Annotated in this window: 28 protein-coding genes and 1 pseudogene; 2 read left to right on the forward strand and 27 right to left on the reverse strand. The window is 53.6% G+C overall.

Annotated elements, in window-relative coordinates; genetic code table 11:
* Positions 1-14: 14 nt before the first annotated feature.
* From gpG to ACU8YC_RS09305, 11 genes are all read right to left on the reverse strand, one after another.
* Positions 15-419 (reverse strand): phage tail assembly chaperone G, encoded by a 405-nt coding sequence (gene gpG / locus ACU8YC_RS09255; RefSeq protein ID WP_446895250.1) that lies wholly within the window; start codon positions 417-419, stop codon positions 15-17.
* Positions 420-464: 45 nt separating this feature from the next.
* On the reverse strand, positions 465-1,208 hold the full coding sequence (locus ACU8YC_RS09260; RefSeq protein ID WP_446895251.1) for a phage tail tube protein: 744 nt from the start codon (positions 1,206-1,208) through the stop codon (positions 465-467).
* Positions 1,209-1,218: 10 nt separating this feature from the next.
* Complete coding sequence (locus tag ACU8YC_RS09265) at positions 1,219-1,620, reverse strand: phage minor tail U family protein (RefSeq protein ID WP_446895252.1); 402 nt, start codon at positions 1,618-1,620, stop codon at positions 1,219-1,221.
* Positions 1,617-2,201: a phage tail protein gene (locus ACU8YC_RS09270; protein WP_446895253.1), complete on the reverse strand. Its 585-nt coding sequence runs from the start codon at positions 2,199-2,201 to the stop codon at positions 1,617-1,619. Before ACU8YC_RS09270 ends, ACU8YC_RS09265 begins: the two co-directional genes overlap by 4 nt.
* Positions 2,202-2,204: 3 nt before the next feature.
* A complete protein-coding gene (locus tag ACU8YC_RS09275) occupies positions 2,205-2,480 on the reverse strand; it encodes a DNA breaking-rejoining protein (protein WP_446895254.1) in 276 nt (91 codons plus the stop codon).
* Positions 2,473-2,796, reverse strand: coding sequence for a DUF2190 family protein (locus ACU8YC_RS09280; protein ID WP_446895255.1), 324 nt, complete (start codon positions 2,794-2,796; stop codon positions 2,473-2,475). The genes ACU8YC_RS09275 and ACU8YC_RS09280 overlap by 8 nt, the downstream gene beginning before the upstream one ends.
* An 88-nt stretch (positions 2,797-2,884) precedes the next feature.
* Positions 2,885-4,999: a ClpP-like prohead protease/major capsid protein fusion protein gene (locus ACU8YC_RS09285; RefSeq protein ID WP_446895256.1), complete on the reverse strand. Its 2,115-nt coding sequence runs from the start codon at positions 4,997-4,999 to the stop codon at positions 2,885-2,887.
* Positions 4,917-6,461, reverse strand: coding sequence for a phage portal protein (locus ACU8YC_RS09290; protein ID WP_446895257.1), 1,545 nt, complete (start codon positions 6,459-6,461; stop codon positions 4,917-4,919). Before ACU8YC_RS09290 ends, ACU8YC_RS09285 begins: the two co-directional genes overlap by 83 nt.
* Positions 6,458-6,664: a hypothetical protein gene (locus ACU8YC_RS09295; protein ID WP_000196423.1), complete on the reverse strand. Its 207-nt coding sequence runs from the start codon at positions 6,662-6,664 to the stop codon at positions 6,458-6,460. The genes ACU8YC_RS09290 and ACU8YC_RS09295 overlap by 4 nt, the downstream gene beginning before the upstream one ends.
* Positions 6,661-8,769: a phage terminase large subunit family protein gene (locus ACU8YC_RS09300; protein WP_446895258.1), complete on the reverse strand. Its 2,109-nt coding sequence runs from the start codon at positions 8,767-8,769 to the stop codon at positions 6,661-6,663. The genes ACU8YC_RS09295 and ACU8YC_RS09300 overlap by 4 nt, the downstream gene beginning before the upstream one ends.
* Complete coding sequence (locus tag ACU8YC_RS09305; protein WP_446895259.1) at positions 8,756-9,247, reverse strand: DUF1441 family protein; 492 nt, start codon at positions 9,245-9,247, stop codon at positions 8,756-8,758. The genes ACU8YC_RS09300 and ACU8YC_RS09305 overlap by 14 nt, the downstream gene beginning before the upstream one ends.
* 367 nt (positions 9,248-9,614) lie before the next feature.
* On the opposite strand from ACU8YC_RS09305, the gene ACU8YC_RS09310 reads away from it, so the two are divergent.
* The gene (locus ACU8YC_RS09310; RefSeq protein ID WP_218116983.1) at positions 9,615-9,788 is read left to right on the forward strand and encodes a YnfU family zinc-binding protein; all 174 of its coding nucleotides are present in this window, start codon (positions 9,615-9,617) and stop codon (positions 9,786-9,788) included.
* A gap of 75 nt (positions 9,789-9,863) precedes the next feature.
* Here ACU8YC_RS09310 and ACU8YC_RS09315 read toward each other — a convergent pair whose 3' ends face one another.
* From ACU8YC_RS09315 to ACU8YC_RS09390, 16 genes and pseudogenes are all read right to left on the reverse strand, one after another.
* Positions 9,864-10,094, reverse strand: coding sequence for a hypothetical protein (locus ACU8YC_RS09315; RefSeq protein WP_446895260.1), 231 nt, complete (start codon positions 10,092-10,094; stop codon positions 9,864-9,866).
* Positions 10,072-10,278: a hypothetical protein gene (locus tag ACU8YC_RS09320; RefSeq protein ID WP_072146181.1), complete on the reverse strand. Its 207-nt coding sequence runs from the start codon at positions 10,276-10,278 to the stop codon at positions 10,072-10,074. The genes ACU8YC_RS09315 and ACU8YC_RS09320 overlap by 23 nt, the downstream gene beginning before the upstream one ends.
* Positions 10,235-10,504, reverse strand: a complete 270-nt coding sequence (locus ACU8YC_RS09325; protein WP_151216604.1) for a hypothetical protein — start codon at positions 10,502-10,504, stop codon at positions 10,235-10,237. The genes ACU8YC_RS09320 and ACU8YC_RS09325 overlap by 44 nt, the downstream gene beginning before the upstream one ends.
* Positions 10,501-11,043 (reverse strand): glycoside hydrolase family 108 protein, encoded by a 543-nt coding sequence (locus tag ACU8YC_RS09330; RefSeq protein ID WP_446895261.1) that lies wholly within the window; start codon positions 11,041-11,043, stop codon positions 10,501-10,503. The genes ACU8YC_RS09325 and ACU8YC_RS09330 overlap by 4 nt, the downstream gene beginning before the upstream one ends.
* Complete coding sequence (locus tag ACU8YC_RS09335; RefSeq protein WP_446895262.1) at positions 11,043-11,324, reverse strand: phage holin family protein; 282 nt, start codon at positions 11,322-11,324, stop codon at positions 11,043-11,045. The genes ACU8YC_RS09330 and ACU8YC_RS09335 overlap by 1 nt, the downstream gene beginning before the upstream one ends.
* Positions 11,311-11,697: a phage holin family protein gene (locus tag ACU8YC_RS09340; protein WP_446895263.1), complete on the reverse strand. Its 387-nt coding sequence runs from the start codon at positions 11,695-11,697 to the stop codon at positions 11,311-11,313. The genes ACU8YC_RS09335 and ACU8YC_RS09340 overlap by 14 nt, the downstream gene beginning before the upstream one ends.
* A gap of 537 nt (positions 11,698-12,234) precedes the next feature.
* The gene (locus ACU8YC_RS09345; protein ID WP_446895264.1) at positions 12,235-13,044 is read right to left on the reverse strand and encodes an antitermination protein Q; all 810 of its coding nucleotides are present in this window, start codon (positions 13,042-13,044) and stop codon (positions 12,235-12,237) included.
* Positions 13,041-13,181, reverse strand: coding sequence for a YlcG family protein (locus ACU8YC_RS09350; RefSeq protein WP_096756861.1), 141 nt, complete (start codon positions 13,179-13,181; stop codon positions 13,041-13,043). Before ACU8YC_RS09350 ends, ACU8YC_RS09345 begins: the two co-directional genes overlap by 4 nt.
* A complete protein-coding gene (locus ACU8YC_RS09355) occupies positions 13,178-13,789 on the reverse strand; it encodes a recombination protein NinG (protein ID WP_446895265.1) in 612 nt (203 codons plus the stop codon). Before ACU8YC_RS09355 ends, ACU8YC_RS09350 begins: the two co-directional genes overlap by 4 nt.
* Positions 13,790-13,791: 2 nt before the next feature.
* Positions 13,792-13,992, reverse strand: coding sequence for a hypothetical protein (locus tag ACU8YC_RS09360; RefSeq protein WP_446895266.1), 201 nt, complete (start codon positions 13,990-13,992; stop codon positions 13,792-13,794).
* Entirely contained in the window at positions 13,989-14,516 is a 528-nt protein-coding gene (locus tag ACU8YC_RS09365; protein WP_446895267.1) for an HNH endonuclease, read from the reverse strand. The genes ACU8YC_RS09360 and ACU8YC_RS09365 overlap by 4 nt, the downstream gene beginning before the upstream one ends.
* A 5-nt stretch (positions 14,517-14,521) precedes the next feature.
* Positions 14,522-15,121: a DUF1367 family protein gene (locus ACU8YC_RS09370; protein WP_446895268.1), complete on the reverse strand. Its 600-nt coding sequence runs from the start codon at positions 15,119-15,121 to the stop codon at positions 14,522-14,524.
* Between the two features lie 34 nt (positions 15,122-15,155).
* The gene (locus ACU8YC_RS09375) at positions 15,156-15,404 is read right to left on the reverse strand and encodes a hypothetical protein (RefSeq protein ID WP_072041507.1); all 249 of its coding nucleotides are present in this window, start codon (positions 15,402-15,404) and stop codon (positions 15,156-15,158) included.
* Positions 15,405-15,514: 110 nt separating this feature from the next.
* Complete coding sequence (locus ACU8YC_RS09380) at positions 15,515-15,748, reverse strand: DinI family protein (protein ID WP_032944444.1); 234 nt, start codon at positions 15,746-15,748, stop codon at positions 15,515-15,517.
* 394 nt (positions 15,749-16,142) lie between these two features.
* Positions 16,143-16,535 (reverse strand): annotated as a pseudogene (locus tag ACU8YC_RS09385) (phage antirepressor N-terminal domain-containing protein); the annotation flags it as partial.
* A 63-nt stretch (positions 16,536-16,598) separates the two neighbouring features.
* The gene (locus ACU8YC_RS09390) at positions 16,599-16,745 is read right to left on the reverse strand and encodes a DNA-binding protein (RefSeq protein ID WP_187260159.1); all 147 of its coding nucleotides are present in this window, start codon (positions 16,743-16,745) and stop codon (positions 16,599-16,601) included.
* A gap of 108 nt (positions 16,746-16,853) precedes the next feature.
* On the opposite strand from ACU8YC_RS09390, the gene ACU8YC_RS09395 reads away from it, so the two are divergent.
* Positions 16,854-17,150, forward strand: coding sequence for an Arc family DNA-binding protein (locus ACU8YC_RS09395; protein ID WP_446895269.1), 297 nt, complete (start codon positions 16,854-16,856; stop codon positions 17,148-17,150).
* The last annotated feature ends 41 nt before the right edge of the window (positions 17,151-17,191 follow it).

Consider the following 17,191-nt stretch of genomic DNA (forward strand, 5'->3'; position numbering starts at 1 on the left):
CGCCAGCTCCCGGGTCAGGGCTTTTCCGGTGTCAGCGCCTCCTGCTCAGACGTGTCGTCATTCTCACCGGCATCATCCGCCACAGGGACCACCATCCCGCTGAGCGTCAGGACTCTGTCAGCCCCCAGTCCCAGTGCATCAAAAGACCACTGCACGCGGACCGCGTCATATAAAGGACGGGTATCCTCTTCCTTTTTGCTTTCGCACAACGAGCGGGACACCAGCCAGGCATTAATATCCACGCCCATCTGCATAAACGCGGCCTGCCGCTCCTGTTCCGTCAGCGTTTCTGGCAGGGCGTCATATTCCGCGGTGCGGCTCTGGATAAACATCAGGTAATCCACCCGCTGCAGGGCAGACAGCTCGCTGAGCACGACGGATTGGCCGCCGTAAGTAAAGGTATCGGTTTTCAGAAACATGATTTTTTCCCGCAAAGCCCCGGAGCCGGGGCAGGAATAAGAAAATTAAGGCGCAGTGACCGTGACCGGGGCCACGGCGACCAGACTGCCGTCCGTGGTGATACCGACGACCGTCACGCTGCCCGCTTTCACTCCTTTCACGGTGGCCACATTGTCCTTTTGCGTGACGGTGGCAAATGTCGGATCGGATGATGCGATACGCAGGGAGGTATCCGTGGCATCATCCGGTTTAAGGGTAAAAGTTAGCGTGGTGGTGGCCCCGACCACGACCGACGCATTTAACGGCGCCACGGTTACTGCGGAGACGCTGACCACAGACGGTGCATCTTCTTCCGCCAGGAAAGGACGTCCTACACCGCTGATTTTAACGCTACGCGTCATCACCTCTTTGGCGGTAATGGTTTTACCGAGCGAACTCAGCCAGCCGCGAAAGATATCGACGGTGCCGTTGGGGTATTTGATGCGAAAGGCACGGACCTCGCCGGAGTCAAACAGCTCCACCAGCGTCTTCTGTCCGGTTTCACCGGGTTTCCATGCCAGTGTCGCTGTAGTGTCACCGACACTTTTTTGTCCCTGTGCAGTACTTTTCCAGTCAGCATTTTCATCATCAAGGTAACTGTCATCTTCCGCATCGGCAGTCATTTCACCCGGCTGCAGATCTTTAATCCCCGCCAGGCGAAGCCAGTCATCATCGGCCAGCGGATTGTGAAACGCGTCGCCGCGTCCCGTATACAGCCAGAACGTGGTTCCGGCACCTTTGGTTTTCATCAGTGTACTGGGTGCTTTCATATCAGGTTCCTCAGTGGGTGTAGGTAATTCGGTACGTGATTTCCGCCATACCCCACGTTGCCATTTCACTGTCGCGCTGGTAGTCATAACCCAGCGGGACGATTGTATCGATAAGACTTTCCAGCCCGCTGACGTCCTGGAGCGCCGGGGCGATTTTTTCTTCCATCCACGTATCAAGCTCCGCATCCGGGGCCTGTGCTTTCAGGAATACCGCGATGTGGAGCACGGCCTGCCAGTCCTCCTCATCGGTCATGACGCCGGTATACTGGGCATCGGTCAGCCAGACGGCCAGAGCGGGAAGATCTTCAGGTTCAATAAATGCCGGCAGACCGTCGAACAACGTGACGGTCTCGCCTGACAGGGATTCCAGGTCTGACAGAACCGCCTGGCGGATTTGGGTATGTTTGTTCATCGGGTGATCCATAACCTCAGTTGTTGTTTCAGCGCATACGCCAGTTGTTTAGGCATCTCCTGCTCCAGCATGCGTTTTTTCTCCGTTTCAAACGCCTGCGTCAGCGGGGTCACCAGCGGGATTTTGACGACATCAATCGGGTAGCGGTTTTTGCCGTTCACGCGGCGCATAACATGCCAGCGCCCGTTCGCCAGTTGCTGAATAAAGGCATCCCGGAACAGATACGGGCCGATTTTCAGCACGCTACCACGACGCAGGAGCTTTCCGCCGCGCCGGGACAGCCTGACCTGGGCAGTACCCAGTTTGATGGCAGGCAGGTTGCCGCGATTAACGCGGATACGGGCATAGTTTTTTCCCGTTGCGCTCGCTTTCATGAGCCTGACGCGCTGTTTCACCAGCCGGAAAGGGATGCCTTTCTTCTGGTTATCACCTGCAACGACCTCTTTTGCGACACGGTGCGTGGCGGCGGACACCGCCGAGGCCGCCACGCGGTTGACTGCCCAGGCGCTGGCCTGCGGCACCATTCGCAGGTCCAGACTGTTCAGGTTACGAATGGCATTCTCCAGCCCCTTCAGAGACATGATTTACTCCAGTGAAATCTGGTACTTTCCGTTGACGCGCTGCCAGCGGGTGACGGTGAAATCCTGCCCCTGCCAGAGTACGGCCTGCTTTCTGGCGGGCCTGTACTGCGGGCTGAACACAATCAGGTGCGTCCCTTCCCCGGAAAGCGCACCCAGTTCAGCCGTAAATGTGGCCTCCGCAGCGACATACTCCGCCCCGTCAATCAGGACAGGCCGCCCGAAGCGGGCAGTCGTCACCTCGTCCATCCTGGTGCTCAGGCGATCAAAGGGATTAGCCATTAAGCCGCACCGGCACAATCTCATCCCCTTTTGCCGCCGGCGCCCAGGTCACGCCCACCAGTGGCAGTCCGCCCGTCGCATCCAGCTGCACCTTACCGTCTTTCAGATACACTTTTTTCCCCACCGCCATCACGTCGGTAGCCAGTTTGGGGACCAGGAAAACGCCGTGGGCGATGCCGTCTCCGGTGGCGCCTGCCGCAATATCGGTGACAGCGACGACGAACACATCGCTGGCCTGCACCAGATCGCCACTCTTTACCGCAGCGGTGGCCGTAATGGCGAGTGTGGTGCCCGCCTGTACATAATTCTTTGCCATAATGATTTTCTCCGGTCCGGTCACGAATGACCGGATTTCAGGCGTAAAAAAAGCCCTGACGGGCTATTCGGATGGTTATTTCGGGTGGTTACGCAGAACACTTCACCAGACCGCGGTGATCGACCGGCGCCACGCCGGCATCAATGCGCACTTTGGTGGTCACGCCGTCGACGCTGAAACCGTCCTGCTGATCGATATAAGGGGTGTCCACACCATTGAGATAAGCCACTTCAATCGTGTCAGTGCCTCTGGCGGCAGCCAGATAAAAAGTGGACTGGCTGTTATCGTCCAGACGCGGCTCGGCGATGACAGTCGCAAAATCTTTCACCGGGTTAATAATACCGGCGTTAATGTCCGCGCCTTTCACACTCGCGGACTTGATCACCTGGTTAGTGACGGACTCCAGCGCCGTCGGCACCAGCACGAACGCCGGACGAATATTCAGGTGACGCTCACCTTCTTTCTGGGTGCGCATCAGCTGGCGGGCTTTATCCAGTGAGGCCACATCCATCAGCGCCCCTTCCAGCACGTTCGCGTGCTTCGCCTTATCGAACAGGTTCACGTTGTCCGTGGACATTTTCGGGTTGGCTGTCAGGATGGCATAAACCAGATCGGCAATGGTGGACTTCGCTGCCCGCCCCAGCTTCATCGGGACATCGGTCAGCATGTTCAGGTCGTCGTTAATGATGGCCTGACGGGTGATACTGAACAGTTCGCCGTAGGTTGCCAGAGCAATGGTGGCCTGTTTGTCCCCGGTGGTGACGTACTTATATTCCGCCCCCTCACGTACCTGACGCAGGGCATTAAAGCCTCCCATGCCCACACGGTGTGCCGTTTTAAAGTCAGAAAGCTGGCCTTTGCGCGTCCACTGTTCGTAGGTTTCCGGGGCTTCCTCCCAGCCCTGCAGAATGGCCTTGTTTGCCACATCCAGCAGAATGTTGCCGAAATCTGAGGTGCTGTGCGTGAACGCCATCCCGACCATCTGCATCGGATTGAGTGTCGAGACACCCACGCCACGTTCGGTCAGTGACATACGCGCCAGTTCCCGCATGGTCATGGCGTTATACGGGTTATCGGCCTCGCTGCTTTCAAACCCCGCCCGTGCCATCAGGGAAGCCCGGATGCCGTCCCCGGCAAAGTTACCGTTGCCCGCATAGATATGGGAGAGCATCGGATTTTGTGTGTTCTGCGTCCCGCCCAGCGTATTGGTGGGGGTCACCCCCCGGCCCAGAGCCTCCAGCAGTTTGTCTTTTGCCGCGTCCACATTGCAGTCCACATCCGCAATGCACTGCGCCATCAGCTCGCCGTGGCGGTTACCGAACATACCAAACACATTCTGGATCCCGCTGATACGCTGGCGCTGCTCTTCCTGAAAACGGGCGCGCAGGGTGATTTCATCCGTCCCCGGGACAGTGGTAGCAGGCTGGGGCGCCGGCGTGGTGGCCGCCACCGGCGGCGGGGTCACGATAGCCTGCGGCTCCGGCTGCGTCAGTGTCCCGGCGTTACCCAGGGGGGCAATAATCATGTTTTTGATGTTCTGTGGCATATGTTCAAATTCCTCAAGTCGTTTTGAATGCAGCTGAGCCATAGCCCGGACGGGCTGAATAACTTTGTCGGCAAAGCCTTCCCGGACACACTCGGCCCCACTCATCCAGGTCTCACTGGCGAGCAGCGCGGCAATATCGTCCGGTGATTTTCCCGTTTTTTCGGCGTAAATCGGGATGATGACACTTTCCATCTTGTCGAGCAGATCGGCATAGTCGCGGATATCAGAGGACTCACCGCCGGCTATACCGCGTGGGCGGTGGATCATCATCATCGCGTTTTCAGGCATGATGACGGGGTCGCCTACCATCGCAATGACCGACGCCATCGAACAGGCCACACCGTCCACATACACTACTTTTCTCGCCGGGTGATTTTTCAGCAGGTTGTAAATGGCAAGCCCGTCGAAAATACTGCCACCCGGGGAATGGATATGCAGGTTGATCTGCGTGATACTCCCCAGGGCCACCAGCTCTTCGGCAAACCAATGCGCCGAAATCCCCCAGCCGCCAATTTCATCGTAAATACTGATATCGGCAGCGTTATCCGCCGCCGCGCGGATGGTGTACCAGGATTCAGCGCCGCTGTCGTTCTTCCCGCGCGCGGCTGCCATCGCCCTGGGTGGACTTTTCAGGGTCCTTTTTTTCCTCTTTAACATCGGATTGCTCTCCGGTCTCATGTGCCGGATCGGTGTCAAACACCAGCCCCAGCTTACGGTTTTCATCAGTTTCCGCCTTGCGGCGGCGTTTCACGTCGGCAGGCGCGCCCCCTCTGGCCCTCACCCAGTCACTTTCTGTTGCTGCCCCGCCACGGATCAGCACCCGCCAGGCGTTTGCCTCCTTGAGCGGGTCAATCCACGGCATGACAGGCCCGGAATACACCGCATTAAACAGCGAGGACATATCCGTGCCGGCAGGCACCTCAATGGCACCGGAAGCCACCGCGGCAGCCAGCCAGCGGCGGTAGAGAGGACGGGTAAAGGCAGCAATAAAACTGTCCTGAAGGATGCTGTACCCCTCCTGCGCCTCCACCAGCTCCTGACGCTGGGCGCTGTAGGTGCCGTCATAGTTTCTGGCAATGGAAGAGAAGCTGCCGCGCAGTCCGGCGGCCACCGCACGAAGCTGCCCCATCCGGAAGGATTCCAGACCGGCATTCGGGCGGTCTGATTTGATCATCCCGATATCCTCCCCGGGATTCAGACCGTCAAACAACATGCCGGGCTGGATTTGTGTCTCTTTACGTTTCTCCGGCGCCACATAGCCGTCAGTGCCGACATCCTGCTTTTTGATGAACATGCCGAGAGAGGCGGCAATCCGCGCCGCAATACGTTCGCTGTCCTCGTATTCTTTCAGGTCCATCAGACGGATGATGACGGGTGCCAGAACGGAAGCACCGCGGGCCTGATTAAGCCGGCGGGTAAAGCGCAGATGCAGCATATTTTCCGCTGCCACCTCTTTAACGGCGACTGCCGCCGCGCCCGAACCGGGCCATGACTCGCAGACCAGATATTTCACCGGACGCCGCCACGCGTTGAAGTAAATCCCCTGCACCAGGTTACTGGTGATATCACTTTTCTCCAGCGGGATATAGTCAGGCTCCAGCGCCTCAAGCCAGAAGGGCACCCCCGCCACAGGAGACAGCCCGCTGATTTTTCCGGTCAGTACGTGAGAAAAAACCTCCCCGTCGCGCAGCCAGGTGCGCAGCATCAGCCTTTCCAGAACGGGACGGGTGTACTGCCCGGTCACCTCCGGCGAAACAGACCATTCCGCCCAGCACCGGCGGATTTTTTCTGCCAGCACGGAGTCCAGCGTACCGGTCCCCGTCAGGGGTTGTGGCTCCACGATGATCCCTTTCGCGCCGATGATGCGCTCTTCCATCTTGTCCAGGGCACCAATTACCAGGTCATGATTGTTGTCAAACCAGCGGGCCTGCTCCCGCAGCGACTTCCCGGCCAGCTGGATTAACTGATCCGCGCTGCGATTTTCACGATTAACTTTGTGGGTACGCGTGGGAATTACGGCTTCATACATCTCCAGAGAGGTGATAGCCATCCTGGCACGCAGGCGTGACGCCCCCCACCCCGGCGCCAGCGCGCCAATCGCTTTATCCAGCAAATTCATGTGAACCTCGCCAGTGAATGGAGTTGTCGATCGCAGTCCATCAGCCGCAGACGATCCTCAATCTCCTTACGCCCCCGGCGAATATCCCCGAGGCTTTCCATTGTCATTGACTGTCCGTTCAGGGTGATGGATTTCCCCTGAAGCACGGCAAGCTCCGCGTCAAAATAAGCCTGCTGAAGCTGCAGTAACTGTTCCCGGGTCATAACCAGCCTCCGCCGGACACGCCGCCAAACGGCACTGCCGGATTGTGTTGTTCTGTCATTTCGTGATTTTCACTCTCATCCGTCACAGGTTCAGGGTCGACTGCTGCTGATATGTTGCGGCTGGATTGTGCAGGCTCAGGCAGGCGTGCCCAGGGCGGCGGATTATCCCAGTTGATACGCTCATAGCCGCGGATCATTACCAGGGCATGGGCATAGCAGAGTAAATCCAGCGCCTCGTTTGCGCCTTTGCCGGGCTTCGTCCACTTGCCGTCAATACCGCGCTCTTCGTAGGTCAGTTCCTCAAAAAACCAGTCCCCCAGCCAGTCAGGAATATGCACGTAGTTCGCCCCCGGCTCTTTACGGTCGAGGGCGGAGGCGATCCGGTCCTTGAGTGCATTGGTCTGCAGGAGATAGAGCGGGACTTCGCCGCAGGCGCGGGCCTGTCGGTCACTGCGCCCGGTATTATTGGGATAGCTTTTGGAGAATATTTTTGACCGCGCGGTACTGTCTCCCTTAAAGAGATACACCCGACTGGCAAGCCCCTCGCGACGGCAGTGACGCCAGAACGCATACGCGTTATCCGTGACGCCATCCTCCCCGCCGGAGTCCACCCCCATACATAACACACTCATTTCCTGCTCAGGATCCCCGACCAGAGGCCAGGCCCTTTCCAGGACATCCGTAATCAGTAAATGCCAGTCTTCCGGATACGCGCCGGGGTTTATCTGCAGGGCTTCGCCGCTCTCATCACAGCGCAGTGACCGGGTGATATTGAAACGGTCCACAATCCAGCGCTCACCATAGCTGCCATAGCCCACCACCTGCACGACAAAACGGCGCCTTTTACCGCCCTGAACGTCCACGGTAGCGACCAGAAAACGGACACCGTCAGGAACCAGCCGCGGGGGAACTTTTTCCGCGCGGGCTATCAGCGTTTCGGCTTTACGTTGATCGAGGGATATGCGCGGGAGGTAAGGCAGTCCCCAGTCTGTATTAATAACGGCTTTCAGCGTTTCTTCACTGCCGGTACGTTCATATTCTTCTTCAGCGGTCAGCAGTTTATAAACCAGTTGCTGCCACGTCTGATACGCCGCAGCGGGTCCCTCCATCCAGAAACTGGCGATACGTGAGCGCCGTGCTTCCCCGCTTATCTCGCCATTTTTACTGATAAGTTGCCCCTCTTTCAGCCAGACACCGCGGTTATTCAGTTCGCGTTTTTGTTCCGGCTGTATTAATGCCAGACAATGCGGGCACTGAATACGCGCCGCCTCGCTGGCGGCCATCAGGTCCGGGTTATCCCGGTATCCCACCATGTTTTCCATCGCAGGCTGGAACCAGTCGCCGCAGTGTGGGCAGGGCCAGTACCACCGGCGGCGATCGCCCCGGTTATAAAGAGAAAGAATGCCGGTTGTGGGCGGCGCCTCATGCGGCGAAGAACGCCGCCATTTCACATCAGTGATTTCCCGCCCGGGTGAACTCTCTGCCAGCGTCATCCCCGCTGACATAAAGGTGGTGGTACGTTTGGAAGCCAGGGAAAAACCATCTCCCTCGCCATCGATATCTTCGGGAAAACGATCGTAGTCGGTCAGCGCCACCCGCTTGTAATCCGACGAAGAAAAGACAGTGATGGACGGCCAGCCGATTTTCAGGAATGAGCCATCACGAAACATTTTGTCGTGGACGTTGTTGTCATTTCGGGAAGGACTGAGCCGTTTTCTGACTTCCGGGCTGTGGTGGAAAGTGCGTGCCAGACGGGTTTTGGAGTGCTCGCGCGCTTTGGTTTCGGTCATCTGGACCACCAGCATATCCGCCGGATCACAGACAATGCCGTAAACAATCCACCCGTCAATCAGCCCGAGAGTTTTACCTGTTCGCGCAGGCCCGGCGAAGATCACCGCATCATATTCCCGTTTTGACAGCGTGTTTATCGCTTCATTCATGTAAGGCGTTAACGTGTCATCCCAGGGAACCGCCGTATTGGCGCCGCGGGGCACAAACATATATTGCCTGACGCCTTCTGCCACCGGCATCCGGCGTGGTGGCCTCAGATATTCAGCGACTTCCTGACGCACCGCCAGGGCAGAGCCATACTTACTCCGCATCATCGTCAGTGGTCTCCTGCATTGCCTTAACTAACAGCATGCGGACTTCATCCACCACATCCTGCGCCTCGTTAAGCTGCTCCGCAGACCAGCCCTTATCCCTTTCCAGTTTGTCCGGCCAGACTTCCAGCACCTGCGTAACCGATTTGACGATTGCCGCCATTTGCTGACGGACATCGGGCAGCGGAACAACCTGTTTCATCTCTTTTTCCAGCCAGAGACGCCCCTTTTCGGAGTCGAACCAGTCTTTACGTTCTTTCGGGGTCATCTTGTTGGGGTCCTGATGTTCAGCGGCCTGGGAAATGGGTGTTTCCATCAGTACGCGGATCACATCCGTCAGGAGATACAGCTTATTTTTTTCATTGCTTCCCGGTGCCAGGGGAACGCCCGAGAGACGACTGACAACCGTCTGGCGATGCAACCCCGTAATAGCGGCAAGCTGACTGATATTGCATTTGAGGTTCTTCAGTTCGCCGTCCATTTTTTTACCTCTGGGGCTGTTTCTTTGCGCGCCCTCCCCCGTAAAAGCCAAAGATGATGAACAAAAAACACACAAACCATCATTTTTTAAAAATAAAAAGCATTAAAACAATGAGTTACAACATGATGATGATGCATGAAAAATCAAAAATGCGCCAAATCCCGCGCCGCTGCCGCCCCGTGGCGGGGTTATCCGCCGGGAGTACCTTTTGAAATAGCTGGTTCACGCAAGATTTGTGGACACAAAAAAGCCCCGCTATTGCGAGGCCTGATTGATTATGGCTAACGATTACATCGTAACGGTTATAAAAGAAGCTATTAGCCAACATGTGGTGTATGGTTGTTAACCGCCCACCAGGACAATCAACATGTCGATACTCAAAGATATCAAGATGCGTACTTTACGCCATGTGAAAAGTACCTGTCCTCATTGCTCCCGCCAGTCAATGCACAGTCTGTCGAGAATAAAAAACAATATAACGTTAATTTGCCCCTTCTGTGGAAACATCTATCTTCCATCGGAAAGCAAACCAATAAAGTAACTAATTGAATACCAAATAAAACCCATACTCTCAGAATGTGGCAAAGCAGACATAACCTTTTATTGTTGTTCTCATTTAAGATAATGTAACACCCAGAGTGGAGAGGGATTTTTTCTTCTCCACAATACGGCGATCAAGTTCAGCCATTGCATGCGGGCGTATGGCATCAAGAAAGGCGTTATCCTGATAGGTAGACTGGATTGTCACACCAAGTCCGGCACCACTTTCCAGTATGCCTTTCTGTCGCTGTAGTTCTTTCATTTCGTTATAGATGTAATGCGCGTTACTTAGGTTCTCTACGTTCACGACCTGGCTCCTTCATGCAGTTAGCCTGCACTGATTTGTTGTGCGCCAATATGTCCCGCTTCGTCTGTTTATCCAGCACAGCAATATCGTGCTCAGTAAGGTAGATGATGCTTACCCAGTCACAGGCCGTGTCCGTTACTTCAGGTTTTGCGGGTAAATTTTTCGCGCAACTCGCGGTCAACATCGTCATCAGGAAGATGGTTAACAGTCTGCTGTACATCCCTGGCTCCTTTTGTTGTCTCTACCCGGCGTTCTGCAACGGCTTCAGTAGCTGCTGCATGTTCCTCAGTGCGCTGCTGGTCGGCTTTCGCTTCAGCTTTGCTGGTGCCGCGCGAATGGCCTAATCCAAATGCAGCGGCTATAGCAGCTAAAACAGCTGCAAGGAGTCCGATAATCATCTCAAGCGTCATATAACCACCCGCTCCTTTACCCAGCCATAAACAAACGTCTCGTTCGCGCTGCGCTGTTCTGCCAGTTCAAGATAACGTTGACCCTGGCTGCAATTCAGAGCCCGGAGCATTACCAGCTCTCCTTCTTTCCCGCGTCGAGATAGGTAACTTTTTAGCGCACTGATAGTTCGCGGACCTATAAAACCATCCGCAATCAGTTCTGGATAGAGCGTGCCCTGAATGTTGAACACGTTCAGCCAGCGCTGAAACCACTTGGTCTGAACTGATGGCCCCATGTTTACGCCCGTGTCGCAGAGTTCAGCGGCGATGTCTGGTGACACCTCAGAAACAAGGTCGAATCGCGGGCCTGTCCAGTAGTCAGCCGTCAGAATATCCAGCGCCTGCTGGCGGGTGAGGTCGCGCATATCGCCTACATATCCATGTGCCCGAGCCGTCGCCTGAGTGATACCCCAATTCGTTGGGCCGCCTTTATCGTCGGGATGGTTAACATAGCCGCCCTCTTTGCCAAGGATGGCATTGAAGATGTCGTCTTTAGTCATTAGTGCCTCAGATGATCAACCAGGCGCGCCACGTTGCCTCTGACGGCGACCAGCACAGACAGGAAAATAATGTTGGCCCCGATAGTGGCCCACGATGAATAAGGGTAGATACCGCACAGATACGCCAGCGGAACGGCGCTGTAGATGACCGTAAGCAGCCACGCTAAGCGAGATATCCACGGTCGATGTCGGGAGTCGCCGCGACGGTAAAACATCAGGGTCAGCACTACCCCAGCGCAAAGCAGCGCATTGATTGTTGCCGATGGGTCATTTTGCACCACCTGAACCTCCCCGGCGCGTTATCAGCGCCACCAGCGAGCCGACATCCTGGTTGTTCAGGAACGTCAGGATTTTGACAGCTAAAGCCGAAACGATTACGGCTCCGATGGCATCCAGAGGCTTATCACTGTAACCAGTCCAGTCAGCCAGCTTTGAACCCACCAGCCCAGAGCAGATTATCCCGGCGATGTAAGACACGACAAAATACGCCAGCCGACGTGCTGCGCTAAGGTCCGAAGCCGTTGCAATGTAAAATACAGCCCCGGCAAATGCGCCAAACACCACGCCATAATCGGTTCCGGACAGAAATCCATAGACGCTGGCTCCCGTCAGGACACCACCAGCCAGCCCAGTACCGGAAATCGGATCGGACATTTAGGCCCCTCTTTATTGCTGTGAGTCCTCTCAGGAATGAGGGGAATAAAAAAGGCCGCCATATGGCAGCCTCAAAGTTGATCGGATTATTTATATCGTTGGAGCGATAAAACTGTAGGTGCAAAAGATGGAGCCAAAAATACTGCAAAAAAAAGCCTGCTCGGACGAACAGGCATGAAAAATAACAATATCGTCAAGGATAAACGCGTCGTGGTGCCGGGTGCCTCCCGGTGAGTTGCAGCCCAGCAACCGCAACCCGCACTGATAGCGTATATCTACATTGCTGGTTGCCCCGCCGCATAGGGGGATTCACCACGAGTCAAAAGATAAAATCATCCAGTGACCGGGGCAATATCTGACAGCGATTTTTCAGAATTGAATATTTAAATGCCAAAGCCCCGCACTATGGCGAGGCTTAATATTTTGTTGCTTCGGAACGATTGAACGGATCCCCAGCGTTAGAGCCGATGCTAGACGAAAATTCCGTAAACTACAACATTTATTTTCTCTAAAATTCACTTTTCATAGAAAAAATCACTACTGAGTGACAGATTTCAACGCACTGTCTGCATATCCCTCCTGCCGGTGACACTCTTCTACCAACAATTCGAATAATGGCTGGATGTGATCATAAGCCGTGGTTTTCTTCACATCCCATTCGGTGCGTACACCCTCCAGCACATTAGAGAATTTAAGCCGGGCATAACCTCTGCCTGTGCAGCGCTCACAAACTTTCATAACCGGCACGCCCTGCATCTCCGTTTCTTTCTTGTCCAGTACCTTCCCTTTCCCATGGCAGCGACACGCATTGCTGATAACACCTTTTCCGTTACAAGCTGAGCATAAAACGCGCGCAGTCTCCCGTACCGACTTCCATTCCTCCCAATAGGACGGGAAAACCCCCTTCGTGATTTTTGCCCATTTAGGCGGTTTTCCATCCGGGTACTGAACTTTATTTGTGAAAATATCTGTCTCGGTAAAGCCGTCCCCATTGCAACAGTCGCATTTGCGAACGCTTGCCGCACTACGGGCGTAATCCTGATAAGCAAAAGCGCACAGTATTTCGAGAACTCGTTGGCGTAATCTTTCATCGAGTTCAGTAACTGGTCTGAAATGTCGTGATATCTCAACGGCTGAACCATATAGAGCCTTCATTGCCCGCTCCGGGCTGCTGATGCCAATTTTTGCCAGGTAAAGATCGAAACCAAATCCGCACTTAGCATTAACGAGGCCAAGCGCGGCCATCACATCTGTACCAGTGAGATTGTCTGTAGCTGTTGCCCGCGAGGAATCACTGAACATCGGGGACTTCGGTGCAAAGTATTTTGCGATTGATTCGAGGTTCATCGTGTTTCTCCAGCATAAGTTTTCACGTAATTCTTCAGTATTCGGTAGTCCGTCAGCACAGAGCCGGGAAAGTGGTATAAACGCAATCGCTGCCAGCGAACGCGGAGGTGATCGGCAAAGTAGGTTTCAAATGTCATGCTGCCTCCTGCTTTTTCAGTGCGCGCAAGTCGGCCAGCGCGGTGAACCTGATTTCCTCCAGTTCTTCGACTGTCCAACGGTGTGGAGTGTTATCGTTCTCGAGCGCCAGCACTGGCTCTTCGCCGTAACGTTCCACCAGCGCAGCTCGGTATGCTTCGATATTCCCAGATTTGTAGACGTTGCAAACATCACACTGAAGATGGATGTTGAAACGAGTGAAGCGCAGATGCCCGGCGGCTGCCGTGGTCCGATAATGGCCGGCATGCCAGGCGAACGCCGTTTTCGTTCCGCAGGAAATGCAGCCCCGCCCCTCTGCCAGCTCGGTTTCGCGACAGATGTCGTTAACCGCACGCTGCGTCAGGTCAATCCAGTGCTTCAGCGGCTTAACTGCAGCTTTACGCTGGCGCCAGGCTGCACGCTCTTTCTTCTCAGTGGCGCGTTGCTTGGCTGACTCCTTGCGTTGTGCGAACTCCCTGGCCTTTCTGGTCTGCTCTTTGCCGACGGCGCTGGCGCATTCGTAACCGCAAACGGTCTGCGTTTCACGCACCGGATGGAACCATTGGCGACATTCTTTATTGGCACACTTACGGCGAGGTAATTTAGCCATAATCACCCCCAGACCTTTTGGCGAAAGGTTCTTGGTGTGCGCGCCGGATGCTCGCATTCAGGCAATTTTGCGCTGACAGTCCAGGTGATGTTGTCGCGATTCAGGCTACGTTCTACCGTGGCGCCACGACGGCGATAACTGGTCACCAGCTCGTCTGCCTGCTCGGTTGTGCATTCGTGATGGTGAAAAAAGGAGTATTTCATCGCTGATACTCCGGTACTTTGAAAAATTCGCCATGCAAAACTTCAGCCTCGGAACGATAAGCTTTTGCGGCTTCTTCCTCTGAAGAAAAGGAACCAATTCTCTTGTTCTTTTTAAGGTCCTTTAGCCATATGCACGCAACCCATTTTTGACGCTGGGTATCAAAGATAACGCCCTTAAAGCGACTAACCGTTCCTTTTCTATTGCCTCTGTTCTGTGCATTTTGAGATTTCGTGGCCTCCCGAAGATTACTGAAAGCATTGTTTGACGGATTATTATCAACATGGTCAATTTCATTTTCAGGCCAAGTGCCTGTCATGTATAACCAAGCCAAACGGTGTGCGGAGTAAACTTTCTTGGAGACGCTAATTTTGATGTAACCTGAAGGGACTTTAGAACCAGCAACACGTCCAATCTGTGCACGTTGCCCAACACTTTTAGCCCATGTGAAAACGCCTGTTTCATGGTTGTAGTGCAGAAACTCTCTAAGTTTTTCTGCAGTTAACTGCTTTTCATTTTGTTTCATGGTCATCACCCCGCAAAGCTCATGAGCTGCGCAGCGGGGTTTTCCGCTTCACGCTGGTCCTTGAATGACCGGGACAATACCCAGCGCCACAAAACATCGAGCGCGGCTTTGTACAACTGTTGGAATTCGGCTTCGTCCATGTTGGCGAAAGCAATACTGCGGGGATGTTTGCGAAGGGTGCCGTCGGGCAGTTGTATGGCATCGTAGTGACCGGATTCGACAATTACCCATGAACGGTAAGCATCAAAAGATTTGCAGACACTGATACTTCCTGCACGTCTGTCAGCGATTCGATCGAGGTATTGCTCGGCAGCATCCAGCAGTGCGCCTTCGTTTCCACCAAATGCCGCGAGGAATTTAGCGTACCCGGTCACCAATTTACGTTCGTTGGAAGAAATCGCCCCGCCAGTAGGTTCCCAGTATTCAAACCCGAGATTCAGGAGCGCAAAGAAACGGCGATGGAATGCTGGATTCCTCACCTGACGAAATTCGGCCACCAGCACGGCGCCGAGTTTGATTTTTGATTGCAGAATATCGCTGGTCTCCGGCGTCGCGGGGATCAGGATTCCTGAGGATTGCTTAATGAGTTGTAGTTCGTGCGCCATGGTTTCTCTCCGTGGCGCAGTAGGTTACGGTTGTTCAGACCGTTGATTTCATATTATCAGAAGGTGGAGTTACCCGATAGCCGAGGCGGCGGATAAATTGCACAAAACCATTGGGAGTAAAGACTTCCTCATCATCGAGCAAAGGCCGCATTGATACCATCCCATTAACGCGATAAATCAGATGCCTGCCAGATGAAGGAAAGCTAAACATAACACAACCATCAGAGCGTCTGACAAGGTCGTACCAATGATCATCTGATGCCTGCAATGCTGAATTATTCACTTATTTTTCTCCCTTCAATCGACACAGACGCGGTTAAAAATTGTCGGCAACAGCATTAAAGGGATACACACGTTTGGTATTCTGTTATCTGCGCGCCGGCTAACCCAAGTTCAGTAAAACCAGTCGTCGGCGCTTTCCCATGTTTCCTGCAGGATTTCCTCCACCTTCGTTTTATCGCCCTTATCGCCACCGAAAACAGTCAGGCTATCGCCGCCAGCCCTGCGGATAACCAGAGAACAATTTTCATATTGATTTTGAAGTCGTTTAAGCAACTCTTTCTCGAGTGCGGGTATGGCGCCGCGCGGCAGGTCTTTTGATTTGTTGATGGTAAGTTCTATCTTCATAATTCCCTCTACATCAATATACTGTACATTCATACAGCATACCTATTAAACCTCATATTCAAGTGGTTAATAGCACTTTTCGCCAAAGCCATGCCGTTGTATACGCTAAGTTTTTCCGAGTATTCGGAATTTACTAAATCAGTTATGCAAAAAGGATTGAAGGAAAAAAAACCAGCCGAAGCTGGGTTGGTTATCTGTAACTGGTGAACGACCTACATCACCATGTAGCCAATTTTTCTGCCAGAAGGTCTCGCTTAATAACTATCCAGCCGCTTTCACGCAATCCACTCAGTATCTGCTCAACTTTACCGACAAACATGTCTGACCCGATGCGCTCGATGCTCTCAACCTGACCATCTCGAATGCGGAGATGGAGATCAATATTCATCATGTCGATTGCTGGTTCCATACTGCGCGGGTTCGTCACCCGCCCCTTTGTCCAGTATTCATACAGAACATCGTCACACTCTTCCTGATAACGAATAACGAGCTCGCGAATCTCCGGGCGAACTTTGTTAGGACTGATAGTGTTAAGCCATGCAGCTAGTTTGCGGAGAGCAAGGCAGATCATCTTTTGCATACCGCCTGCGGTGGGTATAGAGATTTCCTCTATACCTTTAGAAAAACGTTGTTTTAGCTTTGTATACTGCCCCATCCAGTCCATACCCATACCTTCAACGATTGGCTTCATTGGCGTGTACGGCTCGCCATTGTGACTGACGACGTACAGCTCAGAACCATGAAATGGCACGTTGATGGTCGAAACTGCTGTTGTTATACTGTTCATGTTGGTTTCTCGTAAGTTACTGACAAATTAGAGGCCCTGACTGTTACAGCAGTTGGGGCTTTTTCATTCCGGGCATTTAACTCCCCGCCGCTCAGCGTATTCACGCATTGCACGTACAGCCTCCTTGCTAAAAGAGCGATCCCCCTTAACAGCCAGCTCCTCCATGACCTTCTCAAGCCATTCAGGCATTCTCAGCGTTTTAACTTTCATAGCTCACCTTTTGTATGTGGTACGCATACATAGTATTTAGGTACGCATTGCTAGTCAATACATATGTACTTATCCTGATGATATGTTTTTGTATCATGGTGAATCTGCATGACTAGGCCCTATAAAAATCCTCAAGTTAATCTTCGACTTCCTGAGGAACTGAAGCAGAAAATTGCCACGCTAGCAGAAAGTAATGGACGCTCAGCAAATGCCGAAATGGTTGCGGCTATAGAAGCGTGGGTGAGTGCTTCAGAAACAAAATTAGCCCCTATCCAAAATCTTGGAGATCTTTCAAGGCAGCTAGAGATTATTAGTCAGAGGCTCACTGCTTTGGAGAATGAGCGGTCTGATGGACTTCGATGCAACGAGAAAGAAAACCAATCGTTTAACAAAAAGCCCACCTGAGTGGGCTTGAAAGCAAAAAACCACCAATCAGCGGCTTAGTA

The sequence above is a fragment of the Citrobacter sp. VF227 genome, from assembly GCF_052950715.1.